The organism is Variovorax sp. CCNWLW225 (assembly GCF_037204045.1).
Taxonomy (GTDB): Bacteria; Pseudomonadota; Gammaproteobacteria; order Burkholderiales; family Burkholderiaceae_C; genus Variovorax.
In genome coordinates, this window is record NZ_JBBCBV010000018.1 from 38,680 (window position 1) to 65,177 (window position 26,498).

Consider the following 26,498-nt stretch of genomic DNA (forward strand, 5'->3'; position numbering starts at 1 on the left):
AGTGTATACAGTAGCGGATACAAAATGGAGACAAGCTCAATGATCACGGATCGCCTTCCCCGCCACGCCACCAAGATCGTCGCCACGCTCGGCCCGGCTTCCAATACGCCCGAGCTGCTGGAACAGATGATCCTGAACAAGGTCAGCGTGGTGCGGCTCAACTTCAGCCACGGCACGGCGCAAGACCACATCGACCGCGCCGCCATGGTGCGAGAGGCCGCCCGCAAGATCGGCCGCGAAGTGGCGATCATGGCCGACCTGCAAGGCCCCAAGATCCGCGTCGGTAAGTTCGCGCAGGGCAAGGTCTGGCTCGAGCCGGGCGCCAAGTTCGTGCTCGACGCCTCGCGCACCGAGCCGGGCGATGCCGATGCCGTCGGCCTCGACTACAAGGACCTGCCGCGCGACGTGCGCCCCGGCGACCGGCTGCTGCTGAACGACGGCCTCATCGTGCTCACGGTCGACGTAGTGCGGGGCGAGGCGGTGCACACCACCGTCAAGCTGGGCGGCGAGCTCTCCAACAACAAGGGCATCAACAAGCAGGGCGGCGGTCTCACGGCGCCGGCGCTCACCGCCAAGGACATGGAAGACATCAAGACCGCGATGAGCTTCCAGGCCGACTACGTGGCGGTGAGCTTTCCGAAGAACGCCACCGACATGGAAATGGCGCGCCAGCTGTGCAACGTGGCCGCGGCCGAGTACGGGCACAAGCCCGGGCTCATCGCCAAGATCGAGCGGGCCGAAGCCATTCCCAAGCTGGAAGAAATCCTGCGCGCGAGCGACGGCATCATGGTGGCGCGCGGCGACCTGGCGGTTGAAGTCGGCAACGCCGCCGTGCCGGCGCTGCAGAAAAAAATGATCCGCATGGCGCGCGACATGGACAAGGTGGTGATCACCGCGACCCAGATGATGGAGTCGATGATCACCAACCCCGTGCCCACCCGCGCCGAAGTGAGCGACGTGGCCAACGCCGTGCTCGACGGCACCGACGCGGTGATGCTCTCGGCCGAAACCGCCTCGGGCCGCTACCCGCTCGAAACCGTGCAGGAGATGAGCCGCATCTGCGAAGCCGCCGAATCGGCCGAAGACAAGACGCTCGACGCCGACTTCAGCGGCAAGACCTACAGCCGCATCGACCAGTCGATTGCCATGGGCGCACTGTTCACGGCGCACCACCTGGGCGCCAAGGCGATCGTGGCGCTCACCGAGTCGGGCTCCACGCCGCTGTGGATGAGCCGCCACCGCGCGCACATTCCGATGTACGCGCTGACCTCGCGCCTTGCCACGCAGCGCCGCATGGCGCTCTACCGCAACGTGCGCCCGCTGCTGATGGATTCGGAGAGCGACCGCGACACCGCGCTCGAGCAGGCCGAAGCCCACCTGAAGAAGCGCGGCATCGTGCAGACCGGCGACGTCTACGCGATTACCTGCGGCGAGCCGATGGGTGCCCCGGGCGGCACCAACATGCTCAAGATCTGCCGCGCCAGCTGATCGATCGGGCATCGACGATGTCTCGACCGCCGGAAGGGCGGGGGACATCAAATGGGCAATTGCTGCATCCAAGGCGATGCTGCCGGCCTTGCTGACGGCGCTGTCCGTTGCAGGCAGGGCGCGGCGTTCTGCCGGGGTGTCGAATTTCAACCCTTCCAACGCATAGACGTCTATAAGTTCACGATCGGCGGAAAAAGGCGTGTTGGTTTTGAACCGACCCCGAGAAATCCTGCGTGACACTGCGGATGTGATCGCGACATCCGGAAGGGCAGGAACATCAATGAAGCAATTGCACGCATTCAAAGCGGTGCTGCTGGCCTTGGCGACGGCGGTGTCCGTTGCAGGGTGCGGCGTTCTGCCGGGGGGATCGAATTTCAACTCCTCCACGGCAGCGTCATGCGCGGTTCAGAGCGCCGAAGCTCGGCCGCCGAAACACCCCATCGTCGAACTGGCCTGGTGCATCGCGCGGACGGATGACCTTTCCGATCCAAACCGCCTGTTTCATGAGACGCTGGAGATCAAGAACGACCGGGACTACAGCGAGTCCAGAAACGTCCCTTGGCGAATCTCGGCGGGGGCGGGGAATGCAGAAGAGCTTCGACATTTGCCAGCGGGGGTCAGCAACTTTTACTACACGCGTGCGGATGACGACAGACCAAGAATTGGGGGGAAAAGGTACTTCAGCTTTGCCATCGACATCAGGAAATCATGCGTGACACTGGCGGATGTGATCGCCACCTTCGGCGATGGCTTCACCGTCTCGCCACACCGCACCGTAGCGCCTGCTGTGGCGCTGCCAGGGGTGGTGCCATCGCCTCCCTTTCAAACAGGAAAGCTCCAGGGCATCTTCTATGTCACTCCGCGCTTTTTCAAGGGGCCTAGCGACGGTCAGGTCGAGTTTGATTTCAGCTACTACGAATGCGTGGGACACATTACCGTGCAACGCGACCTTGAATCATTGAAAGATCCGAGAGTGGAGCGCAAGAAATGAGCACGTTTGCCACAGCCCTCACAGCGGAATGGTTGGCTGACGAAAAGAACAAATTCAAGGCGTACAGCATTTCGCCCGAAGCGCTGGCGATGATCAACAGGTCGGAAACGCTCAAGGCCGACATGCGCGCTTATGCATCCAGCGACTACACCGCCGATGGAAGGGTCAACCCCAAAGCCGGGGCAGGCGAGTACAGCACCCCAACTGGGAAAATCAAGGGCTACCTCCACCTCGCCTCCGACCGCTTCACCACCCCCGAAGGCACAGTCAGCATCCTAGCCCATGAACTCGGGCACTTCCGCGTCGAAGAACCCAATGCCGCCATCGCGACCGTGCGCGCCAACGCGCTGACTGAAAAAGACAAAGCCGCTTACGAGAGCGCCTGCCACCTGACCGAAGGCTACGCCCACTACAACGAAGTCAAAGTGCGCGAAGAAATCCTGGAAACCAATCGCTTGGCCGCCGAGCTCGAGCAACGGCCCCTTACGGAACAGGAAGTTCAACTGGAATCCCGCTGGCGCGGTGAAGGGGTGCACAGCAGCCGCGGCGAAGGCCTGGACCATCTGATCGCCAGACGTATTTCCGATGCCGCCCGGGAAGAACCCGGCCACATGACCGCCACTCAGGTCATGGAGGCGGCCGTCTATGCGCTGGCTCAGAACAACAGGGGCAACGTCACATCGAACACCAGGCAAACCTACGGCCAATTCTGTGAAGTCGAGGCGAGCCGCATGCTGCCTGGCGCCGCGCCTGCAGGAGCAATGGGCGAAGCGCAACGCACGCCGCAGACGCCATCCAAGGAGCCCTCACCCACCGACGACCTGTCCGCATTTCTGGACCGCATGCTGAGCGCCGATGACGCCACCTTCAGAAGAATGCAACAGACGTTGGCGGACCTGCCGCCGGGCCGAGAGGTGATTGCAGAGGGAATTGCGGAAGTGAATCGCCAGGAGCAATGGGTTGCGCAACAGCAGGCGCAAGCGCAGCAGCAGCCTGCAATGGATGCGCCGACGATGGCCATGCGCCATTGAACTCATCCACGCGCGGAACAGGCGAGGCAAATAAAAGTGAACGATCAAACCATGCTGGCCTTGGCCAGCAAGATGAGCGCACTGGTCGAAAAGTTCGAGCGCCGATGCGAGCAATCCGGCTCGGAACTGCAAAAGCTTTCCCAACAGCTGCCGGCAGTGGTGCGCCAAGCCGCCAACGAGCAGCTGGGCCGACTGCCAGAGGCGGTGCTTGCAGATGTCCGCGGCGGCATCGAGCGGCCGGTTTCAGACTATGAACGGCGCCTGCGCGAAGCAGGCGAACAAATCCAGCAGTCTTCTCTTGCCTTGAGCGCGCAGCTACGACGTGCCGAGACGTTGCACCGCCACCTGATCTGGAAGGTTGCAGGCATCACGCTGGGCAGCTTGGTGTTGATGCTGGCGGGCGGTGCTTGGTTGTCGAGTCAATACCACGACGAAATCTCGAAGAACCAGATTTCTGCCGCATTGCTCAAGGCCTACAACGAGGCCGATGTCACGCTGTGCGACGGACACCTGTGTGTCAGGACGGACAAGTCTGCCAAGCCTTCCGGGGAGTATCTGCGCGTCAAACCGCGATGACGGATCGAGGCAAATCGCCGAACGATAGACGGGCTGAGTGGGTTCCTACCTGACCGAGATCTGTCGCGCGAACGGAGGTTGCTCAGCCGTTCCTGAACAGGAAGCTGTAGGCGTTCAGCGCGGGCACGCCGCCCAGGTGCGCGTACAGCACCTTCGAGCCGGCCGGGAATTCGCCCAGCCGCACCTTCTCGATCATGCCGTGCATCGACTTGCCCTCGTACACCGGGTCGGTCAGCATGCCTTCGAGGCGCGCGCAGAGGCGAATCGCTTCCAGCGTGCCTTCGTTGGGCAGGCCGTATTCGGGGCCACCGAAGCGGCGGTCGAGCACCACGTCTTTCTCGGTGATGTCGCGGCCCAGTTCCACCAGTTCGGCCGTGCCCTTGGCAATGCGCACGATCTGCTCGAAGGTCTGCTGCGGCTTGGCCGAGGCGTCGATGCCGATCACACGGTCGGCGCGCCCATCGGCCGCAAAGCCCACCACCATGCCGGCCTGCGTGCTGCCCGTGACCGAGCAGGTCACGATGTAGTCGAACTTGAAGCCCAGTTCGGCCTCCTGCTGCCGCACTTCTTCAGCGAAGCCCACGAATCCCAGGCCGCCGCGCGGATGCTCCGAGCAGCCGGCCGGAATGGGAAAAGGCTTGCCACCGGCCTTGCGCACGTCGGCCATGGCCTCTTCCCAGCTCTTGCGAATGCCGATGTCGAAGCCCGCGGCGTCGAGCCGCACGTCGGCGCCCATGATGCGTGACATCTCGATGTTGCCGACGCGGTCGTACACCGCATCGGAATAGTTGACCCAGTTCTCCTGCACCAGCACGCACTTCAGGCCCAGGTGCGCAGCCACGGCCGCCACTTGCCGCGTCTGGTTCGACTGGATGCCGCCGATCGACACCAGCGTGTCGTAGCCGCCCTCGAGCGCCTCGGGAATCAGGTATTCGAGCTTGCGCGTCTTGTTGCCGCCGAAGGCAAGGCCGCTGTTGCAGTCCTCGCGTTTGGCATAGAGCTCGACTTCGCCGCCCAGGTGGGCGCTGAGGCGCTTGAGCGGGTGAATCGGCGTGGGGCCGAAGGTGAGTGCGTGGCGGGGAAATTTTTTCAGGTTCATCGATGTGCTCCAGCGGAAATGGAAGGGAGGAATGACATCGATCGTAGAAAGAAGCCGCCGAAACGTGGTTGCAAACTTTGGTGGAAATGTGAGCGAAAAAAAGACAAGATCGCCAGATCGATGGCTTTAAGTTTGCAAGGAAACAGATGAGCACAACAAAGTTTCGTGCCACGCCGGCGTCCGCGCGCGCGGGCGATACGGCGCTGGAACTCGACCGCATCGATCGCGCCATTCTTCGCGCCCTGCAGCGCGACGCCTCGGTGTCGAACGTGGCGCTGGCCGCCAAGGTCAACCTCAGCGCGCCCGCCTGCCTGCGCCGCGTGGAGCGGCTCAAGGCCGCCGGGCTCATCAAGGGCATCGTGGCGCTGCTCGATGCCGACGCGCTGGAGCTCGGCATGCTGGTGATGATCGGCGTGGTGCTCGACCGCTCCACGCCCGACTCGTTTGCCGACTTCGAAAAGGCGGCGCAAAAGGTGTCCGGCTGCCTCGAATGCCACGTGGTCACGGGCGAGTTCGACTACTTCATGCTCGTGCGCACGCGCGACAACGACAGCTTCAACCGCCTGCACGCGGAGCAGCTGCTGTATTTGCCGGGCGTGCGGCAGATCCGGACTTTCGTGGTGCTCAAGCAGGTGCTGTCGACCACGCAACTGCCGATCTAGGGGCGCGCGCCACAGCCCTGCCCGTTCCCCTGAGGTACCTGTCAGTGCCGTCCCACAAGGGGGCTCGATAGAATTGCGGCAGTTTTCTCCTGTCTTTCCGCCTTCTTTTTCCCCTATTTCCGCGAGGTATTTCCCATGGCACTCGTCTCGATGCGCGAACTGCTGGATCACGCAGCCGCCAACGGCTACGGCATTCCGGCCTTCAACGTCAACAACCTCGAACAGGTCCAGGCTGTGATGGAGGCCGCCAAGGAAACCGGCGCGCCCGTCATCCTTCAAGCCAGCGCCGGTGCCCGCAAATACGCCGGTGAAGCCTTCATCAAGCACCTGATCCAGGCCGCCATCGAGCAGTACCCGAACATTCCGCTGGTCATGCACCAGGACCACGGCCAGAGCCCGGCCATCTGCCAGGGTGCCATCGACCTCGGCTTTTCCTCCGTGATGATGGACGGTTCGCTGCACGAAGACGGCAAGACGCCGGCTTCCTTCGACTACAACGTCGACGTGACCCGCAAGGTCGTGCAGCTGGCGCACAAGGTCGGCGTCACGGTCGAAGGCGAACTGGGCTGCCTGGGTTCGCTCGAAACCGGCATGGCCGGTGAAGAAGACGGCATCGGCGCCGAAGGCGTGCTCGACCACTCCGCGCTGCTCACCGATCCCGAGGAAGCCGCCCAGTTCGTGAAGGCCACGCAGCTCGACGCGCTGGCCATTGCCATCGGCACCAGCCACGGCGCCTACAAGTTCACCCGCAAGCCCACGGGCGACATCCTGTCGATTTCGCGCGTGAAGGAAATCCACGCCCGCCTGCCCAACACCCATCTGGTGATGCACGGCTCGTCGTCGGTGCCGCAAGACCTGCTCGAGATCATCCGCAAGTACGGCGGCAACATGAAGGAAACCTACGGCGTGCCCGTCGAGGAAATCCAGGAAGCCATCAAGTACGGCGTGCGCAAGATCAACATCGACACCGACATCCGCCTGGCCATGACCGGCGCGGTGCGCAAGTTCCTGGCCGAGAACCCCGAGAAGTTCGACGCCCGCGAATGGCTCAAGCCCGCGCGCGAAGCCGCCAAGCAGATCTGCAAGCAGCGCTACATCGAGTTCGGCTGCGAAGGCCAGGGCGCCAAGATCAAGGGCGAGACGCTGCAAGTGGTCGCCGCCAAGTACGCCAAGGGCGAGCTCGCGCAAGAAGTGGTCTGAAGAAGAAACTTTTTTCACGATCCGCAGGCCACCGTTCGCGGTGGCTTTTTTCTGCGCGCACAATCCGTTTTCCCCGTCACCCGTTTCCGCACAGCATCGCCCCATGACCACCGTCCACACCTCCTCCATCCAGAGCCTGCCCCTGCTTGCGCGCGGCAAGGTGCGCGACAACTACGCTGTCGGCGAAGACCGCATCCTGATGGTCGCGAGCGACCGGCTCAGCGCCTTCGACGTGATCATGGGCGAGCCGATTCCCGGCAAGGGCGAAATCCTCACGCAAATGGCGCTGTGGTGGTTCGAACGGCTTGGCCAGCTGTGCCCCAACCACCTGACCGGCGAAGCGCCCGAAAGCGTGGTCACGGCCGAAGAAGTGCCGCAGGTCACCGGCCGTTCGATGCTGGTCAAGCGCCTCACGCCGATTCCGGTCGAGGCCGTGGTGCGGGGCTACCTGGCCGGCAGCGGCTGGAAGGAATACCAGGAAAGCCGCTCCGTGTGCGGCGTTCCGCTGCCCGAAGGGCTCACCAACGCAAGCAAGCTGCCGCGCCCGATCTTCACGCCCGCCGCCAAGGCCGCGGCCGGCGAGCACGACGAGAACATCAGCTACGACCGCGTGGTCGAGATCGTCGGCCCCAAGCTGGCGCAGCAGATTCGCGAGACCAGCCTCGAGATCTACGAAACCGCCGCGCAGATCGCTCTCACCAAGGGAATGATCATTGCCGACACCAAGTTCGAGTTTGGCCTGGACGAAGCCGGCACGCTGGTGCTGATGGACGAAGTGCTGACGCCCGACAGCTCGCGCTACTGGCCGGTGGAGGGCTACCAGGCCGCGCTGGCCGCCGGCGCCAACCCGCCGAGCTACGACAAGCAGTTCGTGCGCGATTGGCTCGAGGCCACCAAGATCAACGGCAAGCCCTGGGACAAGACGCCGCCCGCGCCGCGCCTGCCGGCCGAAGTGATCGAGAAGACCGCGGCCAAGTACCGGGAAGCGCTGGAGCGCCTTACCGGCTGAGCTCGCTGGGTAGCCGGCTCCGGCCGCCTCAGCGGCTGGCCGAGTTCAGCGTTGCCACCGTCCGGCCGCTTGCGTCGAGCAATGCAAGCCGCCCCGGGCCGGCCAACCGATAGGTGGCGGCGGCCTGCAGCGCCGAGATGAATTGCGCTTCATTCGCGCCGCGCACAGGGTCGGCGCAGGCCATGCGGGTAGAGGCCAGTTGGCCGATGCGCAGCGTGCTGCCGCTGCGCGTGAACGACCCCGACACCCGGTTGCAGCCGCCCGATCCGCTGACGCGGCCGCTGCTGCGGTCGAATTGGATCTGCGCGTCGCCGCCGGGCGCCACGGGCTCGTTGCCCAGCTGCACGAGGCGCCAGACCGGCCCCTCGATCGGTTCGTCCAGGCTGATGCCGCTGCCGCAACCGGACAGCGCGGCCCCGAGGACGACGGCCGCGAAAACGGGAAGCGCGAGGCGGGCGCGATGGCGGGCGAGGAAACGCATGGCCGGTTTTTCCTTCTTCTCAATTGCAACAAGTTGAATCGCCCGCAATCGTATTCGACGCCGGCCTAGCTCGCCAATGCCGTACCGCCTGCCAGGCGTGCGCGAACGCAGGTCCGCACGCTGGCTGGTGTGGCCGGGTCGTCGAGCAGCGCGGGCCATTCGGCCTGCGCTTGGCGCACGGTATCGCGCGCGATGGCCATGAGCCGGGACGGGCGCAGCAGCCCGGCCGCGCGCAGCAGCGCTTCGAGCGCTGGCCAGTCGAAGGCGCGCAGGCGTGCATCGATGGCGCGGTTGACCGCGTAGTCGACCGCCGGCACGTCTTCGAAGAAAGCCGCCACGCACACCGGGTCGTAGAGCGGCGCCAGCACCGGCGCCACGCCGTCGGGGTAGCGCAATGCCCAGTTCTTCAGGTGGGCGTCGCTGTTGCCCAGCAGGATGAAAGCCACGATGCGCCGCACGCATTCGCGCACATCAGCCACCGGGTTGGGCGACAGCCGGTCCAGCACGCGCAGCATGGCGGGCCAGTCGACATTGAGGCCGCGGCCGTACTTCTGGCGCGGTTCGTACTGCAGCACCTGCGCGAATTCCTCCATGTGGATGCGGCCGCCGTCGGCCGTGCGGTCGAAGCGGCGCACGGCAAGGATCTGTCCGAACGGCACCTGCTCGGGCAGGTCGGCTTCGGTGCGCTCGATCACGCTGGCCTCGGCGCAGTCAAGGCCGAGTGCGCCGCACAGGCGATAGCCGGTGTGCTCGTTGGCCACCAGATCAGGGTGGCGCGTGGTCGGCAGCTTGAGGATGAATGAGCCGGCCGCACCATGGCGCCGCACCACGTAGCGCCGGCCGTCCTGCACGGCGGAGAACTTGGTCACCACGCCCGGAATGGCGGCTGCGTCTTCCACCGGCAGTTCGACGAAGCCCGGCTCGAGCACGTCCAGCCCGAGCGCGGTGTGCCAGTGCCGGACCGTGTCGGGAATGCCTTCGGCCGTGGGCACGGGCTCGACCTCGAGCGCGCCCATCAGGTCGTGGCCGGCGGCGGCCAGCAGTTCGAATTCGTCGTCCGCGCTGCAGCCGCGCTGCAAGGCGAGGCGCTCACGGTTGTGGCCTTCGGGCAGCAGGTTCTGGAAGTAGCTCGGCCAGCGGCCGTCGCTGCGCGACACCCGGGCATCGCGGGCTGAGGCCAGGATGGCTCGGGTTGCGGCTTCGTCGGCACCCCGGTAGGCCAGCGAGAGCGTGGGTCGGGCCGGATCGGCGATGTAGGCCTCGTCGAACGACACGCGAAGAATGTCGCCGTACTGCGAGAGATAGCCGATGGCGCGCCGCCCGTCCGCGGCTTGGGCATTGCCGCCGGGCGCATGCAGGTACATCCGCAGATAGCGGATGCCGGTGTTGAACGCGGCGCGGGTGCTCACCTTCCTTCGTCAGCCAGGCTCTGTGCAATGGAGGGCGGTGCGCCTGCGCCTGCCGGCTGGCCAAGCAGCCGGCCACCCGATCGCACGAAGTCCTCCAGTTGCGGGCGCAGCGCGGCGGGCACCGTCATGAGCTCGAGCCCCAGCACGCGCGCCATTTCGAGCAGCGTTGAAAGCCGTGGATCGATCTGGCCGCTCTCGATGCGCTGCACCGTCATGCGCGAAAGGCCGGCTTGGGTCGCCAAGGCCTCCTGGCTCAGGCTCGCTGCCCTCCGGGCCTTTTCGAGTTCTTCAGTGAGTTGGATCATTAGCGTACGCTTTTACGTCGAATTGAGTAGTAATGATATCTATATGAGGCTAGGAAGGGCAATAAAAAAGCGACTCTCAAGTCGCTTTTTTATCTAATTACTCATTGCAATGAGCAATTCGTTGCTCAACTCAACACCACGCTGCTGAGCCGGCGGCGATATGTGGCCACCAGCGGATCGTCCGGCGGAATCTGCCCGTCGGCCACTTTCACCTTGGGCGGCTCGATGAGATCGAGGATGGCGATGTAGGTCTTGCGCGCGAGTTCTTCGTTCCAGCTCTTGTCGCGCATCAGGATCTCGAGCAGTTCGTCCATGGCGTCGGTCCAACGCTGTTCGGCCATCAGCAGGCGGACGCGGCCGAAGCGGGCGTCGAAGTCGCGCTTGCCGGCGGCAATCTTGGCGTCGAACTCGGCCAGGGTGGGCGCAGCGCCCGCTGCAGGCGCCGCAAAGTCGATGGCGTCCATCCAGCGCTGCAGCGAATCGAAGCGGCGCACCAGCGTGGTCTTGGCGATGACGGGGGCAAAAGCCACCTTGGCATCGTCGATGCGGCCCTCTTGCAGCAGCAGCTTGATGTAGTCGAAGCGCGCGTCGTCGTTGGCGGGGTCGGTGGCCACCGCATGCTGCAGCCGCTCGAGTGCGCCTTCGGTGTCGCCGTCGGCCAGCGCTTCCTGGGCCGCAGCCTCTTCCGAAGCCGCCTCGACCTCTTCGGCGCCGGGCACGTGCTTGTCGAGGAATTCGCGGATCTTGTCGGCCGGAATGGCGCCGACGAAGCCGTCGACCGGCTGGCCGTCCTTGAACATCACGCAGAACGGAATGCTGCGAACGCCGAACATCTCCGACAGCTGCGACGAAATCTGGGGCACCTTGTCGGCGTCGAGCTTGGCCAGCGTGAAGCGGCCGGCGTACTCGGTTTCGAGCTTTTCGAGCACCGGGCCGAGCTGTTTGCACGGGCCGCACCATTCGGCCCAGATGTCCAGCAGCACCGGCGTGGCGACCGAGCCTCCGATCAGTTCGGCCTGAAAATTTTCGAGAGTGATGTCGATCATCGGAACCAGCTGGGGGTGAAACGTAAAATTGAAACCATGAACGAAACCATTCAGGTCGGTGTAGTGATGGGCTCGAGCTCCGATTGGGAGACGATGCGCAACGCGGTCGAGATTCTCCAGCAATTCGGAATCAAGCACGAAGCGAAGGTGGTCTCGGCCCACCGGATGCCCGATGCGCTCTTCGCGTACGCCGAAAGCGCCGCCGGGCGAGGGCTCACCGCAATCATCGCGGGCGCGGGCGGCGCGGCCCACCTGCCGGGCATGCTGGCCTCCAAGACCACCGTGCCAGTGCTGGGTGTGCCGGTTGCCAGCCGCCACCTGCAGGGGGTGGATTCGCTCTACAGCATCGTGCAGATGCCCAAGGGCGTTCCGGTGGCGACCTTTGCCATCGGCAATGCGGGGGCCGCCAATGCGGCGCTGTTCGCCGTGGCGATGCTGGCGGTGAACGATCCGGCGCTGCGTGCCCGGCTCGACGCCTTCCGCACCGCGCAAACCGCTGCGGCCGAGGCCATGACGCTGCCGCCGCCTCCCGCGGCGGAGGCCGGCGCCGTATCGCCTTTTTCGCCGCAAGGCGGGGGTGCACTGTGAGCAAGAACGACCTTCCCATTCTTCCGGGCGCCACGCTCGGCGTGCTCGGCGGCGGCCAGCTGGGCCGCATGTTCGCCCACGCCGCCCAGCGCATGGGCTATTTCACGGCGGTGCTCGACCCCGACGCCGACAGCCCGGCCGGCCGCGTGAGCCATCACCACATCCATACCGACTACGCCGACGTGGACGGGCTGGCACGGCTCGCGGGCCTGGCCGACGCGGTGACGACGGAGTTCGAGAACGTGCCCGCGCCGTCGCTCGACAAGCTGTCCGTCGCCCGGCCCGTGGCGCCCGACGCGGCGGCCATTGCCATCGCGCAGGACCGCATCGCCGAAAAGGCTCATTTCACGCGCTGCGGCGTGGCCTGTGCACCGTACGCCGTCATCGAGACGGCGGCGCAGCTTGCCGCCGGTGAGGACGGGCTGCTACCCGGCATTCTCAAGACGGCCCGCCTCGGCTACGACGGCAAGGGCCAGCAGCGCGTGTCCACCCGGGCCGAGCTGATCGACGCCTGGCAGGCCGCGGGCTGCGTGCCGTGCGTGCTCGAAAAGCTGCTGCCGCTCGAGTTCGAATGCTCGGTGATCGTGGCGCGCGGCCGCGACGGGCAGATCGTGCACTTTCCGCCCCAGCGCAACCTGCACCGGGGCGGCATCCTGGCCGTGACCGAGGTGCATGCGCAGAACATGCCCAAGACGGTGGCGCAGGCCGCCATCAACTCGGCAAAGAGCATTGCCACCGGGCTCAACTACGTGGGCGTGCTGTGCGTCGAGTTCTTCGTGCTGACCGACGGCTCGCTGGTCGTGAACGAAATGGCACCGCGGCCGCACAACAGCGGCCACTACACCATGGAGGCCTGCGACGTGTCGCAGTTCGAACTGCAGGTGCGCACCCTTGCCGGCTTGCCGCTGGCCCCGCCGCGGCAGCACAGCCCGGCGATCATGCTGAACCTGCTGGGCGACCTGTGGTTCACCGCCGAGGGCGGCGACAAGCCGGCGGCGCCGCGCTGGAGCGACGTGCTCGCGCTGCCGGGCGCCCACCTGCACCTCTACGGCAAGGTCGAACCGCGACGCGGCCGCAAGATGGGCCACATCACCTTCACCGGCGCCACGCTCGAGGGCGTGCGCGCCGCGGCATCGCAAGCCTCCACCCTGCTCGGCCTGCCGGCGCTCACGGCGGCCGACTTCGCATGATTCTCGACGGCCAGTCTCCCCAGGCCATCGCCGAAGCCGCGCGCGTGCTGCGCGCGGGCGGGCTGGTCGCATTCCCGACCGAAACCGTCTATGGCCTGGGCGCCGATGCCACCAGCGACATGGCGGTGGCCGGCATCTTCAAGGCCAAGGGGAGGCCTTCGGACCATCCGCTGATCGTTCACGTGGCGGCCGGCATCAAGGGCACCGAGGCGCTGTCGCGCTTTGCGCAGCCGCTTCCGCCGTTCGCGCAGAAGCTGGTGCAGGCCTTCTGGCCCGGCCCGCTCACGCTGATCGTCACGCGCCAGCCCGGCGTTGCGGCCGCGGCGGCGGGCGGACAGGACACCATCGGCTTGCGCTGCCCTTCGCATCCGGTGGCGCAGGCGCTGCTCGAGGCCTGCGCCGAGCAGGGCGTGCCCGGCTTAGCGGGGCCCAGCGCCAACCGGTTCGGCCGCGTGAGCCCGACCACCGCGCAGCATGTGTTCGATGAATTCGGCGATTCGCTGCCGGTGGTCGACGGCGGCGCCTGCGAGGTGGGCATCGAGTCGACCATCATCGACTGCAGCCGCGGCGCGCCCGTGCTGCTGCGGCCGGGCCTGATCACGCGAGCGCAGGTCGAGGCAGCGCTGGGCGAGCGCCTGAGCGACCGCGAGGTGCTCGAAACGCCCGATCCGCGCGCGCCTGGCACGCTGGAGGCGCACTACGCTCCCAATGCCAAGCTGCGGCTGATGGATGCCAAGGCCATCCAGACCGGGCTCGACGTGCTCGGCGCCGGCGCCGCGAACATCGCGGTGTGGACGCGCACCGGAGTGCGCAGCCATTCGCAGCGCGTGCTGCAGCGGCGCATGCCCGACGACGCCGCGGCCAGCGCGCACCAGCTGTTCGCGGTGCTGCGCGAGTTCGACGCGCAGGGCGTCAAGCTGATCTGGGTCGAGACGCCGCCGGACACGCCCGAGTGGGAAGGCGTGCGCGACCGCCTTCAACGCGCGTCGATGGGCTGACCCTCAAGGGTCAGCCGCCGGCGGCCAACACGCCCTGGAAGAAGCCGCGCGCCGAAGCCAGGCAGAACGGCGGCGCCAGCGTGCCGTGATAGGCCAGAGTGACCGCCCGCGCCTTGTCGGCCTCACTGCCTGGGCTGTTCTGCGCGAGGGTGCTCTTGGCCTGCGCAAAGCCGGCGCGCGCGGCGGAATAGGCGTCGGTGGTGGCGTTGTCTTCCAGGTCGACCACGGTCAGCGCGGCGGCGGGCATGCCGCGGGCGCGGAAGTAGCCGGCGGTGGCGCGGGTGCTGAGGAAATTCACGGTCGGGTCGTTGGCGCCGCCGCACATGAGCACCGGCCGGGTCGGCAGCCAGTTGCGCAGGTCGTTGGCGCGCGCCGCCTTTCTAAAGCCCACGGCCGGCCGGCAATCGAGCGGCGAAGTCGTGCTGAGCGAACTCGCCGTGGGAGGCAGCGCATTGCCGGGGCAGGGGGTCGCTTGGATGTCGCTGGCCGCCTGCGTCAGGTAGCTCTGGCGGATCAGGTTGTTGGCGCCATAGAAGATCGACAGGTCGGGGCTCACCGGCCCCGGCGTGGCGCCCGCCGGAAAGAGCGCCAACTGCGGCAGCTTTCCATTCGCGAAAAGCGTGGTGATCGGCGTCAGGCTAGGCAACAGGGTGTCGATGCCGGCGGCGTACTGCGATTCGTAGATGTCGCTGGTGCTGCCGTACACGTCGCCGAACTGCTGCTGCCAGCTGGCCGAGAGCAGCGGCACGAAGAGCGTGCTGCCCAGCGCCGGCCAGCCCTGGAAGGTGTAGTCCGCCAGCAGGCCGATGGCCGATGGCGCCGAGAGCGGCGCCGACGCGGTGACCGCCTTGCCCGTGGCCTGCATCTCGCGGTGCGCCGCCATGGCCACGTAGCCGCCCTGCGAATAGCCGGTGATCAGCAGCGAGCCCGCATCGGTCGCGTTGATGCCCGAGAAGGTCTTGCGCGCCGCGGTGAGCGCATCGACCATGTCCTTGCCTTGCTGGTCGCCGTTCAGGTACGGGTGATAGGGCAGTGTCGACTTGTCGTAGCCCGCATAGTTGGGCGCCACCACGAGGTAGCCCTGCGCCGCGAACATGGCGGCAACCAGAAGGCCTTCGCCGGCCGCGGGCTGGCCGGCTTCGGTCCACTTGGCGATGTTGAAGTTGCGCGCGGCGGTGGTGCCGTGGGCATACAGCACCACCGGCCGCGCGCCGTTGCAGGCCACGTCGGCGCCCGAGGGCACCATGACCGCGGCCGTGGCGTTGGTGGCTTCGTTCTTGCCGCCGATGGTGCGGTATTCGAGATAGCGCGTCTCGATGCCGCACTTGGGCGTGCCGGTCACCTGAAGCAGCGCTCTGCCCGAAGCATCGGCCTCGAGCAGCGACCTGAACTGGTCGGCGGTCAGCTTCGACGCCTGCTCGGGCGGGTCCGTCACGACGGAGCCTCGGCCCGTATCCGTCGCGGGTGGCGGAAGCCCGATTCCGATGCCGCCTCCGCCACCACCGCCTCCTCCGCCACAGGCCGCCAGCAGCAGCGCAGCGCCGATGAGCGCCGCCGATGCCGCCCCTTTTTGCATCGAGAGGCGGGAAGGTTGTTGCGGTGTCTTCAAGGCGTATCTCCTGTGTTGCACGGGTGTCGAATCGAACGGGCGTCCGATTCTGTGCAGCACCCCTGCCGCGCGCAAGCGGCTATCACCTACAGAAGTTTTCAGTACACGGTGCGGCAGGCCAGGCGACCAAGCGACCAGGCGCCTAGTTGTCCTGGTAAGCCCAGTCGACCAGGGCGTCGAACGCCGCCCGCGCCGCACCCGCGTTCTCGCCGTTGGCAATGGCCACCAGCACGTAGCGCCGTCCGCTCGCGCCATGCACGTAGCCAGCCACGCCCGACGAGTCGCGCAGCGTGCCCGTCTTCAGGTGCGCCGCGCCCCCCGAGCGCAGCGCGCGCCGCTTGAGCGTGCCGTCCACGCCCGAGGCGGGCAGCGACGACACCAACTCGGGCATCACCGGCGAGCGCCACGCGACCTGCAGCATCTTGCCGAGCGCCGCGGCGCTGATGCGCTCTTCGCGCGACAGGCCCGAACCGTTGTCGAACACCGGCTGCCCCTCGCCCGTGCCGATGCGGTCGCGCCACCACTGGCCCAGCGCATTGCGCGACGCCTCGAAGGTGCCGCGGTTCTTTTGCGTGAGGCCGAGCGTCAGGAACACCTGCTGCGCCATCACGTTGTTGCTGTACTTGTTGATGTCGCGAATCACCTCCGCCAGCGGCGGCGAGCCGAACTCGAACACCGGCTTCAGGCCCGGCGGCACTCGGCCGTCGCGCATCTGCCCGCCGACGCGGCCGCCCATCTCGGCCCACATGCCGCCGATGGCGCGCAGCCCGTAGGTGCGCGGGTCGGCATAGGCCACGGCCCAGCTTTTCTCGCCGCAGGCGGTCGGCAGCGCACCGTTGAACCGGATGCGGTTCGGGTCGCTGAAGTCGGGCCTGATCGCCGTGCGCCAGTCGCCGCATTCGCCGGGCGCCAGCGCGATGGTGGGCTGCATGGACACGCTGGCGAGCGGGGGCTCGTAGTTGATGCGCGCCTGTTGCCCGCCACGCTCGGGCGTGAAGGTCATGTTGACCGACTTGAAGTTGACCAGCAGCGCGTCGGGCGAGGCGTTGTAGGGCCGCAGCGGCTCGCCGTCGAAGGCGGCCGGATCGTTTTCGGCCGTGTTCTCGAAGGTGCTGCGGTCCAGCACGATGTCGCCGCTCACGGTGTTGATGCCCAGGCCCTGCACGCGCCGCAGCAGCAGCCACACGCGCTCGAGCACCAGCTTGGGGTCGCCCTGGCCCTTGATGTAGAGGTTGCCGTTGAGCACGCCGTTGCTCACCGTGCCGTCGACGTAGACCGGCGTGTTCCAGCTGTAGGCCGGGCCGAGCAGGTCGAGCGCGGCGTAGGTGGTGACCACCTTCATGATCGATGCGGGGTTCACCGGCACCTGCGAGCGCCACGCCAGCCGCGGCGGGCGCACGCCGTCGGCGTCGGCCACCAGCATGGTCACCGAATCGCGCGGCACCTTGGCGCGCGCGAGGGCGGTCTCTACTTCGGTCGGAAAGGCTTGTTGCGCGTAGGCGCCGGAAGCGAAAAGCGTGGCGAGGCACAGCGCACAGACGGGCCGGAGGAAGGAGAGACGAGGAAGAACCATCGGCCGATTATCTCGGCGGAAAAACATGCAGCTGCGCGTGGTACAGCAGCATGACGGTCTTGGCATCGGCAATGCGCCCGTCCGCCACCATGGCCAGCGCCTCGTCGATGCCGAGTTCGAGCACCTCGATGTCCTCGCCCTCGTCGGCCAGGCCGCCGCCATTGCCCACGCGCATCGAAGGCTCGTACTCGGCGATGAAGAAGTGCAGCTTCTCGGTCACCGAGCCCGGGCTCATGAAGGTTTCGAAAATCTTCTGCACCGCGCCGAGCCGGTAGCCCAGTTCTTCTTCCACCTCGGCGCGAATGCGCTCCTCGGGCGCCGCGTTGTCCAGCAGGCCGGCGGCCGCTTCGATCAGCAGGTCGTCGTGGCCGTTGAGAAAAGCCGGGTAGCGAAACTGCCGCGTCAGCAGCACCGTGCGCCGGGCCCGGTTGTAGGGGAGCAGCGTGGCGCCGTTGCCGCGGTCGTAGGTTTCGCGGTGCATGCGCTGCCACTTGCCGTCGTTGCGCCGCCAGTCGAAGGCGGTGGTCTTCAGCGTGTACCAGTTGTCGGAAAGCAGGGTGGCTTCGTGCACCCGGACGCGGTCTTGAAGGGTCATGGCGCAAAGCATATGCGCTGATTCGTGCAAAAACAAGAAAATTCGTGCAATCTGCGGCTTGGCCGGATACGATCGCACCGATGCTTACCCGCCAGCGCAAACAACACATCCTCTCGGTCCTGCGGCGCGACGGCAGCGTTGTCGCGAAGTCGCTCAGCGAGGAGCTCGCGTTGTCGGAAGACACCATTCGCCGCGATCTGCGCGAGCTCGCCGCCGAAGGGCTGCTGCAGCGCGTGCACGGCGGTGCGCTGCCGCTTGCCAGGGCCGAGGCCGACTTTGCGGGCCGCCTGCAGCTGGCAACCGCCGAGAAGGTGGCCATCGGCCGTGCCGCTGCGCGATTGGTGCGGCCGGGGCAGGTGGTGTTCATCGATGGCGGCACCACGGCCGTGCAGATGGCACGGCACCTGCCCGAAAGCCTGCGTGCCACCGTGGTGACGCACAGCCCCTCGGTGGCGGTCGAGCTGGCTGGCCACGTCGCCGTCGAGGTGGTGCTGATCGGCGGGCGGCTTTTCAGGCATTCGATGGTGGCGGTGGGCGCCGCGGCCATGGACGCCATCTCGCGCATCCATGCCGACACCTTCTTCATGGGCGTGACCGGCGTGCAGGCCGAAGCCGGGCTGACGACCGGCGATGACGAAGAGGCGGCGATCAAGCGCGCGCTCATGGCGGCGGCGGCCGAGACGGTGGTGCTGGCCTCATCGGAAAAAATCGGCGCCGCTTCGGCCTGGGTGATCAACCCGGTTTCCGCCGCTACCAGCCTGCTGGTGTCGCCGGAGGCGCCCGCCCCCGCGCTGGCGGCGCTGCGCAAGGTGGGGCTGGCCATCTTGCGCAGCGACGGCGGCTGATTCGCCCCTGGCCGGCGGGGCGGCGGCGGGCCCTCGATAATCGGGGGATGCCTGCCACGCCCCGTTTTTCGCCCCGCACGCTCGGCATCGGCGCGGCCGTGGTCACCGTGCTGGTCTGGACCGCCTTCATCGTCATCGCCCGGGCCTCGGCCGGACGCTCGCTCACGCCTTTCGACCTGGCCTTGGCGCGCATCTGCGGCGCCAGCATGGTGCTGGTTCCATGGGGTGCGTGGCTGGTCATGAAGAGCCGCCGCGAACAGCAAGGGGGCACGGCCTCGTCGCTGTTCGGGCTTTCGCCTCTTTCCCTGCGCGTCACAGCCACCGCCGGCGTCTTCGGCGGGCTCGCCTACGCCATGCTTGCGTACAGCGGCTTCTTCTTTGCGCCCGCGGGCCATGCCGCGGTGCTGATGCCGGGCAGCCTGCCGCTGTGGACCACGCTGCTGGCCGCTTTGGTGCTGCGCGACCGCATCACCCCGGGCCGCGCTTTCGGCCTGGCGCTGATCGTTGCCGGCGACCTCATGGTCGGCGGCCGCAGCCTGCTGCACGCCTTCGAGGGCGGTGAGGTCTGGAAGGGCGACCTGCTTTTCATGGGCGCAGCGTTCTGCTGGGCCTGCTACAGCGTGGTGGCACGCCGCCATGGGCTCGACGCCGTGCGCGCGACCATTGCCATTACCGTGTTCGCACTGCTCACCTATGTGCCCGTGTACAGCCTGCTGGTGGCGGGCGGCGCGGTCGTGAGCCACATCGGCTCCGCCCCTTGGGGCGAGGTGGCGTTTCAGATGCTGTTCCAGGGCATCGGCTCGGTGGTGATCTCGGGCATTACCTTCACGAAGATGATTCAATATTTCGGCCCGGTGCGCAGCACCATGATCACGGCGCTGGTGCCCGGCCTCTCGGCCTTCGGCGCGGTGATCTGGCTCGACGAGCCGCTGTACTGGAACCTGATCGCCGGCCTGCTGCTGGTGACCGCCGGCATCCTGTTCGGCGTGCAGAAGGCCGCCGGAGCGCGCAATGCCGCAGTGCCCGCGGTTCCGGCTGCCGCAGCCATGGGGCGCCACGATGCATAGGCTCCTGGCTTTCGACACCAGCACCGAACACCTGTCGGTGGCGGTGCGCCACGGCGAGCGCCTGTTCACGCACAGCGGCGCTGGCGGTGCGCAGGCGTCGAGCACGTTGATCCCGCTCATCCTGCAATTGCTGGCCGAGGCCGGGCTCGAGCTGGCCGCGCTCGACGCCATCGCCTTCGGCCGCGGGCCGGGTTCCTTCACGGGCCTGCGCACCGCCTGCTCGGTGGCCCAGGGGCTGGCCTTCGGCTCCGGTGTGCGATTGCTGCCGGTCGACACCCTGCAGGCCGTGGCCGAGGAAGCGCGCCATGCCTTCGGCGCCCGCCAGGTGGTTGCGGTGCTCGATGCGCGCATGGACCAGCTGTATGCCGCCCGCTACGACTTCGAAGGCGGCGGCGAACTCGGCGCGTTGCAAGGCAACGACAACGAGCCGCTGCTGCGGGCCCCCGAGGCGCTCGAAGTGCCCGCCGGCTGGTCGCTCGCCGGCAATGCCTTTGCAGCCTACGGCCCGCGCCTGGCGCCGGCGGCAGCGCGCCACGAGGTGCTGCCGACGGCCGCCGCCATGCTTCGGCTCGCCCCGGCGCTGCTGGCCGCCGGACGCACTGTGGATGCGGCACATGCCTGGCCGCTGTATGTTCGCGATAAAGTGGCGCAAACCACGGAAGAGCGTGCCGCCATCAAGGCGGCCGCGGTTGCGATTTCACCAGTGTGACCCACCCATGAGTGCCGTTCTCCAGCCCGTCGAAGCCCGACTCGAACCGCTCACCATCGAGCGGCTCGAGGCTGTCTGCGCGGTGGAGCACACGGCCTACAGCCATCCCTGGACGCGCGGGAATTTCATCGATTCCATGGCCGTTGGCTACCACTGCCAATGCCTGCTCGCGCCGGTGTCGCTGCCGAACCTGGCCACGCCGGTTACCAGCCTCGGCGAAACGCTGATCGGCTACTACGTCGCCATGAAGGGCGTCGACGAGGTGCATCTGCTCAACATCACCGTGGCGCCGGCTTTCCAGCGCCAGGGCTGGGCGCCGTTGATGCTCGAGGCGCTGACCGGGTGGTCGCGCGGCGAAGGCGCGCAGTGGCTGTGGCTCGAGGTGCGCGAAAGCAACCAGCGCGCGCTCGACATTTATGTGCGCCAGGGTTTCCGCAGCGTCGGCGTGCGCAAGGGTTATTACCCGGCGCATGAGGGCAAGCGCGAAGACGCCGTGGTCATGAGCCTGAGATTGAACGAGACAGGCTCCGCCTGGGGAGCCTTGCGATGAGTGCGGTACAGACATTGAAGCTCGACGCGCGCCAGCGCGCGATGCTCGACGAAATGGGCGTGAAGGTCTGGTGGCCGATGCCCGAGGTCGTCGAGGCGGCACCCGTTGCCGCAGAGGCACAAGCAGTTGTCGCAGAGCCGCCGCCCGTCGACGAGCGCGAACCGTACGTCGCCGAAACGCCCGTGGCCGCGCCTGCGCATGCACCGGTCGCAAGGCCCGCCGCGGCACCGGCGCCGGTCGCTCGCCCAGCAACTGCACCTGCCGCGGCACCGCTCGCCCATGGCGCCGCCGTGCTGGTCGAAACGCCCCGTCGCCTCTATGCCGAGGCCGGAAGCACCGAGTCGGCCCAAGGCGGCTGGCTGGTCGTGGCCGACATGCCGCCCGAAGCCGACGGTCGCCACGGCGAGCCCTTTGCGGGCGACGCGGGCAAGCTGCTCGACAACATGCTGCGCGCCCTCAAGCTGCACGATGGCAAGACGCCGGTGCACCTGATGCGCACGCACCGCGGCGTGGCAGCCGGCCAGCCCGGCAGCCCGCGCCCGATGGCCGAGGCTTTCGAGGAACATGCCGCCGCGCTGGCGCCCAGCATGGTGCTCGCCATGGGCCCGCTGGCCGCCCAAAGCCTGATGCAAAGCACCGACCCGCTCGGCAAGCTGCGCGGCCGCGCCGTGCCGCTGCACTCGGTCAACGGCGTGCCGGTGGTGGCCACCTACCACCCGGCGTACCTGCTGCGAAACCCCGCCGACAAGGCGCGCGCCTGGGCCGACCTGTGCCTGGCAGCCGACCAGCAAATGCCGTCGAAATAAGCGGCGGCCGGCGGGTCCTTAAAATCGGCCCCATGACTTTCCTCGACAAGCTGGCCACCGCACAGCAAAAAAACGGTTCGTTGCTCTGCGTGGGGCTCGATCCGGAGCCAGCCAAGTTCCCGGGGCAACTCAAGGGCGACGCGAGCCGCATCTATGACTTCTGCGCGCGCATCGTCGACGCGACGGCCGACCTGGTGATTGCCTTCAAGCCGCAGATTGCCTACTTCGCGGCCCACCGCGCCGAAGCCCAGCTGGAGCAACTGATGGAGCACATGCGCCGCAATGCGCCCCATGTGCCCGTCATCCTGGACGCCAAGCGCGGAGACATCGGCTCCACCGCCGAGCAGTACGCCATCGAGGCTTTCGAGCGCTATGGCGCCGACGCGGTCACGTTGTCGCCCTTCATGGGCTTCGACTCCGTGGCGCCGTACCTCAAGCACGAAGGCAAGGGCGCCTTTTTGCTGTGCCGTACCAGCAACCCCGGCGGCTCCGACCTGCAGGGCCAGCGCCTCGCGGACATCGAGGGCCAGCCCTTTCTCTATGAGCACGTCGCCAAGCTCGCGCAAGGCCCGTGGAACCTCAACGGCCAACTCGGCCTCGTGGTGGGCGCCACCTATCCGGCCGAGATCGAACGCGTGCGCGAACTCGCGCCCACGGTGCCGCTGCTGATTCCGGGCGTCGGCGCCCAGGGCGGCGACGCGGTAGCCACGGTGCGCGCGGGCTGGCGCGCCGATGCGCCGATCATCGTGAACTCGTCCCGCGCGATCATCTACGCGTCGTCGGGCGACGACTTTGCCGCCGCGGCGAAGAACGCCGCGCGCACCACGCGCGACGCGCTCGAAGCTGCAAAGCCCTGAGGTTCAGGCGCGGCGGAGCCGCGTGAAGGCTTCGAACTCCCAATTCCGCATGCCCAGCAGCAGCGTGTAGCCCTCGCGGTCCTTGGCCGAGAGCTTCTGGTCCGTCTGGTGCTGCTGCGCAAAGTCTTGCGCCACGCGCTGCAGGCGCTCCAAAAACGCCGGTGCCAATGAGCGGCTGATGGAGCCGTGCACCAGCAACAGCCCCTCGGCCGGCCCGTCGAAGCCGCCGCGGTAGTAGTCGAGCACCACGTTTTCGCGAAAGAACTCCATCACCGGGCCGTGCGGCCGCCAGCGGAAGGTCTTGGCCAGCTTCAGCCGGTAGCGGTTGAGCGGCCGCAGCTCGATGATGCCGATGCGGTCCAACTGCGCCAGGAAGCCGATGCATTCCGCCTCCGTGATCCGGTACGAGGCCACGATCTGCTCCAGCGTCCACTGGCTCAGCACGCTGATGGCCACCAGCAGCAGCTTCTTGTCCTTGACCACCGCCCTTTCCTGCTCCTGCGTGAGCTCCTTCAACAGCGGCTGGGCGTCGGCCACGCGGCGGGCCAACTCGGCAAAGTCGATCTTGAGCGCACGGCAGATCGCGTCGACGCGCGACAGTGGCATGTCGCTCTTGGCCAGCATGCGCTTGACGCTGGATTCCGCCATGTCGAGCGACCGCGCCAGGTCGGCGTAGGTCATGCGGGCGCTCTTGAGTTCGTTCTTGAGGGCTTGGACGAGGTCGACGGTGGTGCTCATGAAAGGTGGCTTGTGCGGAGAGGGGTATCGAAAAAGGATACCGAAAGGTGTGAATTAATACCTCGTATCGATTCTCGATGCCTACAGAGAGGCTGGCAACTAAATTCCGCGGCTCGTACCACCCAACCAACGAGGCCCGCCATGTTCCTGCCCACTCTCAGCCGCCGCGAACGCGGGCTGCTCTTCACCTTTGCGCTGCTTGCGCTTGTGGCTTTGTTCGGCCCCGCGCTGCCCGCGGCCGATGTGGCAATTGCCTCGGTGTTTGCAGACAACCGCGCCTGGCACGGCCTGCCCAATGCCATGGACGTGCTGAGCAACCTGCCGTTCCTGCTGATCGGCTGCTGGGGCCTGTACCGGCTCAACCGCATCGACCGGGCCCATCAGCAGGCGCTGGCCCAGTTTCCCCTGGCACCCCCGGCCAGCGACCCGCCGGACAACACGCTCGATTGCGCCTGGCTGTTCTTCGCCGGCCTGATCGCCACCGCGGCGGGCTCCGCCTTCTATCACCTGCTGCCGGACGCACCCCGCCTTGCGGCCGACCGCGCCGGCATGGCCGTGGCCTTTGCCGGGCTGATCGGCATTGCGGTCTGCGAACGCGTGAGCCAGCGCGCCGGCTGGCCGGCCGCCTGGTTCGTGCTGACCACGGGCCTGCTTGCGGCCGAGGTGGTCCAGGAGACCGGCAATGTCCTGCCCTGGGCCCTTGTGCAGTTCGGCGGCATGGCGCTGGTGCTGACGCTTGCGCTGGCCACGCCGATGCGCGGCGCGGTCGGCCTCAAGCTGGGCTGGGTGATCTTCTTCTATGTGGTGGCCAAGGCCTTCGAGCTGGCGGACCACCAGATCTACGAGGCCTCCGGGCACCTGATCTCCGGCCACAGCCTGAAGCACCTGGTGGCGGCGCTCGCGGGCTTGCCGGTTCTGGCGGCACTCCGGAAGCTCGATATGGGCTGGCGGGCAACGTTGCTGCGGCACAATCCCGACGCAGCCGTCGTAACGGCCTGAGGAGAATTCTTCGAATGACAACCCCCGCCGCTGCTGCGACTGCCGCCACCGCGCCCCACGAGGCGAACGCGCACGCCAACCAGTTCGCCCTTCTCAAGCAGCGGCGTTTCGCGCCTTTCTTCTGGACGCAGTTCGCGGGCGCGGCGAACGACAACCTCTTCAAGTTCGCCTTCACCGTCATGGTGACCTACCAGCTCCAGCTGAGCTGGATGCCGCCGGCCATGGCGGGCCTGGTGATCGGCGCGCTTTTCATCCTGCCGTTTCTGCTGTTCTCCGCCACGGCGGGCCAACTCACCGACAAGTTCGACAAGACGAAGATCATCCGCTTCGTGAAGAACTTCGAGATCGCGATCATGCTGATTGCGACATGGGGCTTCATGCGCGCCGATGCGGTGGTGCTGCTGGGCTGCGTGTTCCTCATGGGCCTGCATTCCACGCTGTTCGGCCCGGTCAAGTTCGCCTACCTGCCGCAGGTGCTCGACTCGCGCGAGCTCACGGGCGGCAACGGCATGGTCGAGATGGGCACCTTCGTCGCCATCCTGCTCGGGCAAGTGGCGGGCGGGCTGCTGGTGGCGCTGCCGCAGATCGGCCACACCACGGTGGCGGTGGCCTGCGTGCTGCTGGCACTGGTCGGACGCGGCGTGGCGCAGGCCATTCCGCAGGCGCCGGCCACCGACCCCGGGCTGGTGATCAACTGGAATCCGTTCAGCGAGACGTGGCGCAACCTCAAGCTCGCGCACGGCAACATCGTGGTGTTCCGCTCGCTGCTGGGCATTTCGTGGATGTGGTTCTTCGGCGCCGTCTTTCTGAGCCAGTTCCCCAGCTTCGCGAAAGAAGTGCTGCATGGCGACGAGCAGGTGGCCTCGCTGCTGCTGGTGGTGTTCTCGGTGGGCATCGGCATCGGCTCGCTGCTGTGCGAGACGCTGAGCCGCCGGCAGGTGGAAATCGGCCTGGTGCCGCTGGGCGCCATCGGCATGAGCGTGTTCGCCATCGACCTGTACTTTGCATCGCGCGGTCTGCCGCCTTCCGCCGGCATGGGGCTGGGCGCCTTCATGGGCCAGCCCGCGCACTGGCGCGTGATGGCCGACCTGGCGCTGCTGTCGCTCTTCGCGGGGCTGTACAGCGTGCCGATGTATGCGCTGATCCAGCTGCGCAGCCAGCCGACGCATCGCGCGCGCATCATCGCGGCCAACAACATCCTCAACGCGCTGTTCATGATCGGCAGCTCGGTGCTCGCGGGCGCATTGCTCGGCGCCGGCTTCACCATTCCGCAGATCTTCCTGTTCACCGGCATTGCCAACGCGGTGGTGGCGTTCTACATCTTCATGCTGGTGCCGGAGTACCTGCTGCGCTTCATTGCGTGGATGCTGTCGCACTTCGTCTATCGCTTCGAGATCAAGGGCGACGAGCACATTCCCACCGAAGGCGCGGCGGTGCTGGTGTGCAACCACGTGAGCTTCATCGACGCGATCTTGTTGATGGCGGCGAGCCCACGGCCCATCCGTTTCATCATGGACCACCGGATCTTCAAGGTGCCGGTGCTCGGCTGGCTGTTCAAGCTGGCCAAGGCCATTCCGATCGCGCCGCAGAAGGAAGATCCCGCCGCCTACGAAGCCGCCTTTGCCCGCGCGTTGCAGGTGCTGCGCGAGGGTGACCTGCTGGCGATCTTTCCCGAGGGCGCCATCACCCGCGACGGCCAACTGCAGCCGTTCAAGGGCGGCGTGATGAAGATCATCGAAAGCGCGCGCGCCGAAGGCATCGAGCCGCCGGTGATCCCCATGGCGCTGACCAACCTCTGGGGCTCGTACTTCAGCCGCATCGAGTTGCGCGGCGGACAGAACGTGGCCATGGCCAAGCCGTTCCGCCGCGGTTTCTTCAGCCGCGTGGGGCTGAACGTCGGCCATGCGGTGCCGCCGGTCGAAGTGCAGCCCGAGGCGCTGCAGCAGCGCGTGAGCGGGTTGCTGGCAGCCTGACGCGCAGAGGCACGGCCTCGCCGGCGCGCAAGGCGCCGGAAAGTATCTTGGTGGGATACCAATAGCGGCTCAAACCAGAACTGGTCGAAGCATTTGATCCTCGC

The 26,498-nt window shown here is 67.0% G+C and carries 27 protein-coding genes; 18 read left to right on the forward strand and 9 right to left on the reverse strand.

From position 1 onward, the window contains the following. Positions 1-39 precede the first annotated feature (39 nt). The 4 genes from pyk (at position 40) to V9L20_RS22550 (ending at position 4,086) form a co-directional block, all read left to right on the forward strand. Complete coding sequence (gene pyk, locus V9L20_RS22535) at positions 40-1,488, forward strand: pyruvate kinase (protein ID WP_337298307.1); 1,449 nt, start codon at positions 40-42, stop codon at positions 1,486-1,488. A 280-nt stretch (positions 1,489-1,768) separates the two neighbouring features. After that, complete coding sequence (locus V9L20_RS22540) at positions 1,769-2,479, forward strand: hypothetical protein (RefSeq protein ID WP_337298308.1); 711 nt, start codon at positions 1,769-1,771, stop codon at positions 2,477-2,479. After that, positions 2,476-3,510, forward strand: a complete 1,035-nt coding sequence (locus V9L20_RS22545; RefSeq protein ID WP_337298309.1) for a hypothetical protein — start codon at positions 2,476-2,478, stop codon at positions 3,508-3,510. The genes V9L20_RS22540 and V9L20_RS22545 overlap by 4 nt, the downstream gene beginning before the upstream one ends. Before the next feature lie 36 nt (positions 3,511-3,546). Further along, positions 3,547-4,086 carry a hypothetical protein gene (locus V9L20_RS22550; RefSeq protein ID WP_337298310.1) on the forward strand — a complete coding sequence of 180 codons (540 nt, stop codon included), beginning with the start codon at positions 3,547-3,549 and terminating at the stop codon, positions 4,084-4,086. Positions 4,087-4,168: 82 nt separating this feature from the next. Here the strand turns inward: V9L20_RS22550 and V9L20_RS22555 are convergent, their stop codons facing one another. Then, entirely contained in the window at positions 4,169-5,185 is a 1,017-nt protein-coding gene (locus tag V9L20_RS22555; RefSeq protein WP_258502912.1) for a 1-aminocyclopropane-1-carboxylate deaminase, read from the reverse strand. Between the two features lie 146 nt (positions 5,186-5,331). On the opposite strand from V9L20_RS22555, the gene V9L20_RS22560 reads away from it, so the two are divergent. From V9L20_RS22560 to V9L20_RS22570, 3 genes are all read left to right on the forward strand, one after another. Further along, positions 5,332-5,847 carry an Lrp/AsnC family transcriptional regulator gene (locus tag V9L20_RS22560; protein WP_337298311.1) on the forward strand — a complete coding sequence of 172 codons (516 nt, stop codon included), beginning with the start codon at positions 5,332-5,334 and terminating at the stop codon, positions 5,845-5,847. Positions 5,848-5,982: 135 nt separating this feature from the next. Further along, positions 5,983-7,047: a class II fructose-bisphosphate aldolase gene (gene fba / locus V9L20_RS22565; RefSeq protein ID WP_258502908.1), complete on the forward strand. Its 1,065-nt coding sequence runs from the start codon at positions 5,983-5,985 to the stop codon at positions 7,045-7,047. A gap of 103 nt (positions 7,048-7,150) precedes the next feature. Next, complete coding sequence (locus tag V9L20_RS22570) at positions 7,151-8,056, forward strand: phosphoribosylaminoimidazolesuccinocarboxamide synthase (RefSeq protein ID WP_258502906.1); 906 nt, start codon at positions 7,151-7,153, stop codon at positions 8,054-8,056. 28 nt (positions 8,057-8,084) lie between these two features. Here V9L20_RS22570 and V9L20_RS22575 read toward each other — a convergent pair whose 3' ends face one another. The 4 genes from V9L20_RS22575 to V9L20_RS22590 form a co-directional block, all read right to left on the reverse strand. Continuing rightward, positions 8,085-8,537, reverse strand: a complete 453-nt coding sequence (locus V9L20_RS22575) for an META domain-containing protein (RefSeq protein ID WP_258502905.1) — start codon at positions 8,535-8,537, stop codon at positions 8,085-8,087. Positions 8,538-8,602: 65 nt separating this feature from the next. Further along, complete coding sequence (locus tag V9L20_RS22580; RefSeq protein WP_337298346.1) at positions 8,603-9,901, reverse strand: type II toxin-antitoxin system HipA family toxin; 1,299 nt, start codon at positions 9,899-9,901, stop codon at positions 8,603-8,605. A gap of 41 nt (positions 9,902-9,942) precedes the next feature. Further along, the gene (locus V9L20_RS22585; RefSeq protein ID WP_337298312.1) at positions 9,943-10,251 is read right to left on the reverse strand and encodes a helix-turn-helix domain-containing protein; all 309 of its coding nucleotides are present in this window, start codon (positions 10,249-10,251) and stop codon (positions 9,943-9,945) included. Between the two features lie 125 nt (positions 10,252-10,376). Then, a complete protein-coding gene (locus V9L20_RS22590; RefSeq protein ID WP_337298313.1) occupies positions 10,377-11,297 on the reverse strand; it encodes a tetratricopeptide repeat protein in 921 nt (306 codons plus the stop codon). A gap of 36 nt (positions 11,298-11,333) precedes the next feature. On the opposite strand from V9L20_RS22590, the gene purE reads away from it, so the two are divergent. From purE to V9L20_RS22605, 3 genes are read left to right on the forward strand one after another with little or no spacing between them, the layout of a single operon-like run. Beyond that, complete coding sequence (gene purE, locus V9L20_RS22595) at positions 11,334-11,885, forward strand: 5-(carboxyamino)imidazole ribonucleotide mutase (RefSeq protein WP_337298314.1); 552 nt, start codon at positions 11,334-11,336, stop codon at positions 11,883-11,885. Next, the gene (locus tag V9L20_RS22600) at positions 11,882-13,075 is read left to right on the forward strand and encodes a 5-(carboxyamino)imidazole ribonucleotide synthase (RefSeq protein ID WP_337298315.1); all 1,194 of its coding nucleotides are present in this window, start codon (positions 11,882-11,884) and stop codon (positions 13,073-13,075) included. Before purE ends, V9L20_RS22600 begins: the two co-directional genes overlap by 4 nt. Next, complete coding sequence (locus V9L20_RS22605; protein WP_157616346.1) at positions 13,072-14,073, forward strand: L-threonylcarbamoyladenylate synthase; 1,002 nt, start codon at positions 13,072-13,074, stop codon at positions 14,071-14,073. Before V9L20_RS22600 ends, V9L20_RS22605 begins: the two co-directional genes overlap by 4 nt. Positions 14,074-14,083: 10 nt before the next feature. Here V9L20_RS22605 and V9L20_RS22610 read toward each other — a convergent pair whose 3' ends face one another. From V9L20_RS22610 to V9L20_RS22620, 3 genes are all read right to left on the reverse strand, one after another. After that, positions 14,084-15,649 carry an alpha/beta hydrolase family protein gene (locus V9L20_RS22610; RefSeq protein ID WP_337298347.1) on the reverse strand — a complete coding sequence of 522 codons (1,566 nt, stop codon included), beginning with the start codon at positions 15,647-15,649 and terminating at the stop codon, positions 14,084-14,086. Positions 15,650-15,824: 175 nt separating this feature from the next. Continuing rightward, positions 15,825-17,255, reverse strand: coding sequence for a D-alanyl-D-alanine carboxypeptidase/D-alanyl-D-alanine endopeptidase (dacB, locus tag V9L20_RS22615; protein ID WP_337298316.1), 1,431 nt, complete (start codon positions 17,253-17,255; stop codon positions 15,825-15,827). Positions 17,256-17,262: 7 nt separating this feature from the next. Next, on the reverse strand, positions 17,263-17,850 hold the full coding sequence (locus V9L20_RS22620) for a GDP-mannose pyrophosphatase (protein ID WP_337298317.1): 588 nt from the start codon (positions 17,848-17,850) through the stop codon (positions 17,263-17,265). Positions 17,851-17,930: 80 nt separating this feature from the next. Between V9L20_RS22620 and V9L20_RS22625 the strand changes: the two genes are divergently transcribed. Genes V9L20_RS22625 through pyrF form a run of 6 tightly spaced genes read left to right on the forward strand, consistent with a single transcriptional unit; the run spans position 17,931 to position 22,684 of the window. Further along, positions 17,931-18,695, forward strand: coding sequence for a DeoR/GlpR family DNA-binding transcription regulator (locus V9L20_RS22625; RefSeq protein WP_337298318.1), 765 nt, complete (start codon positions 17,931-17,933; stop codon positions 18,693-18,695). Positions 18,696-18,742: 47 nt separating this feature from the next. Then, positions 18,743-19,762 (forward strand): DMT family transporter, encoded by a 1,020-nt coding sequence (locus V9L20_RS22630; protein WP_337298319.1) that lies wholly within the window; start codon positions 18,743-18,745, stop codon positions 19,760-19,762. Further along, on the forward strand, positions 19,755-20,471 hold the full coding sequence (tsaB, locus tag V9L20_RS22635) for a tRNA (adenosine(37)-N6)-threonylcarbamoyltransferase complex dimerization subunit type 1 TsaB (RefSeq protein ID WP_337298320.1): 717 nt from the start codon (positions 19,755-19,757) through the stop codon (positions 20,469-20,471). The genes V9L20_RS22630 and tsaB overlap by 8 nt, the downstream gene beginning before the upstream one ends. A 7-nt stretch (positions 20,472-20,478) precedes the next feature. Then, positions 20,479-21,021, forward strand: a complete 543-nt coding sequence (gene rimI, locus V9L20_RS22640) for a ribosomal protein S18-alanine N-acetyltransferase (RefSeq protein ID WP_337298321.1) — start codon at positions 20,479-20,481, stop codon at positions 21,019-21,021. Next, positions 21,018-21,827 carry a uracil-DNA glycosylase family protein gene (locus V9L20_RS22645; protein WP_337298322.1) on the forward strand — a complete coding sequence of 270 codons (810 nt, stop codon included), beginning with the start codon at positions 21,018-21,020 and terminating at the stop codon, positions 21,825-21,827. Before rimI ends, V9L20_RS22645 begins: the two co-directional genes overlap by 4 nt. Positions 21,828-21,859: 32 nt before the next feature. Continuing rightward, entirely contained in the window at positions 21,860-22,684 is an 825-nt protein-coding gene (gene pyrF / locus V9L20_RS22650; RefSeq protein ID WP_337298323.1) for an orotidine-5'-phosphate decarboxylase, read from the forward strand. 3 nt (positions 22,685-22,687) lie between these two features. Here the strand turns inward: pyrF and V9L20_RS22655 are convergent, their stop codons facing one another. Beyond that, complete coding sequence (locus V9L20_RS22655; RefSeq protein ID WP_258502883.1) at positions 22,688-23,422, reverse strand: helix-turn-helix domain-containing protein; 735 nt, start codon at positions 23,420-23,422, stop codon at positions 22,688-22,690. Positions 23,423-23,563: 141 nt separating this feature from the next. Here V9L20_RS22655 and V9L20_RS22660 point away from each other — a divergent pair, with 141 nt between their 5' ends. Together V9L20_RS22660 and V9L20_RS22665 are read left to right on the forward strand one after the other, a co-directional pair. Further along, the gene (locus tag V9L20_RS22660; RefSeq protein WP_337298324.1) at positions 23,564-24,421 is read left to right on the forward strand and encodes a hypothetical protein; all 858 of its coding nucleotides are present in this window, start codon (positions 23,564-23,566) and stop codon (positions 24,419-24,421) included. Between the two features lie 14 nt (positions 24,422-24,435). Continuing rightward, positions 24,436-26,394 carry an MFS transporter gene (locus V9L20_RS22665; protein WP_337298325.1) on the forward strand — a complete coding sequence of 653 codons (1,959 nt, stop codon included), beginning with the start codon at positions 24,436-24,438 and terminating at the stop codon, positions 26,392-26,394. Positions 26,395-26,498: the final 104 nt, after the last annotated feature.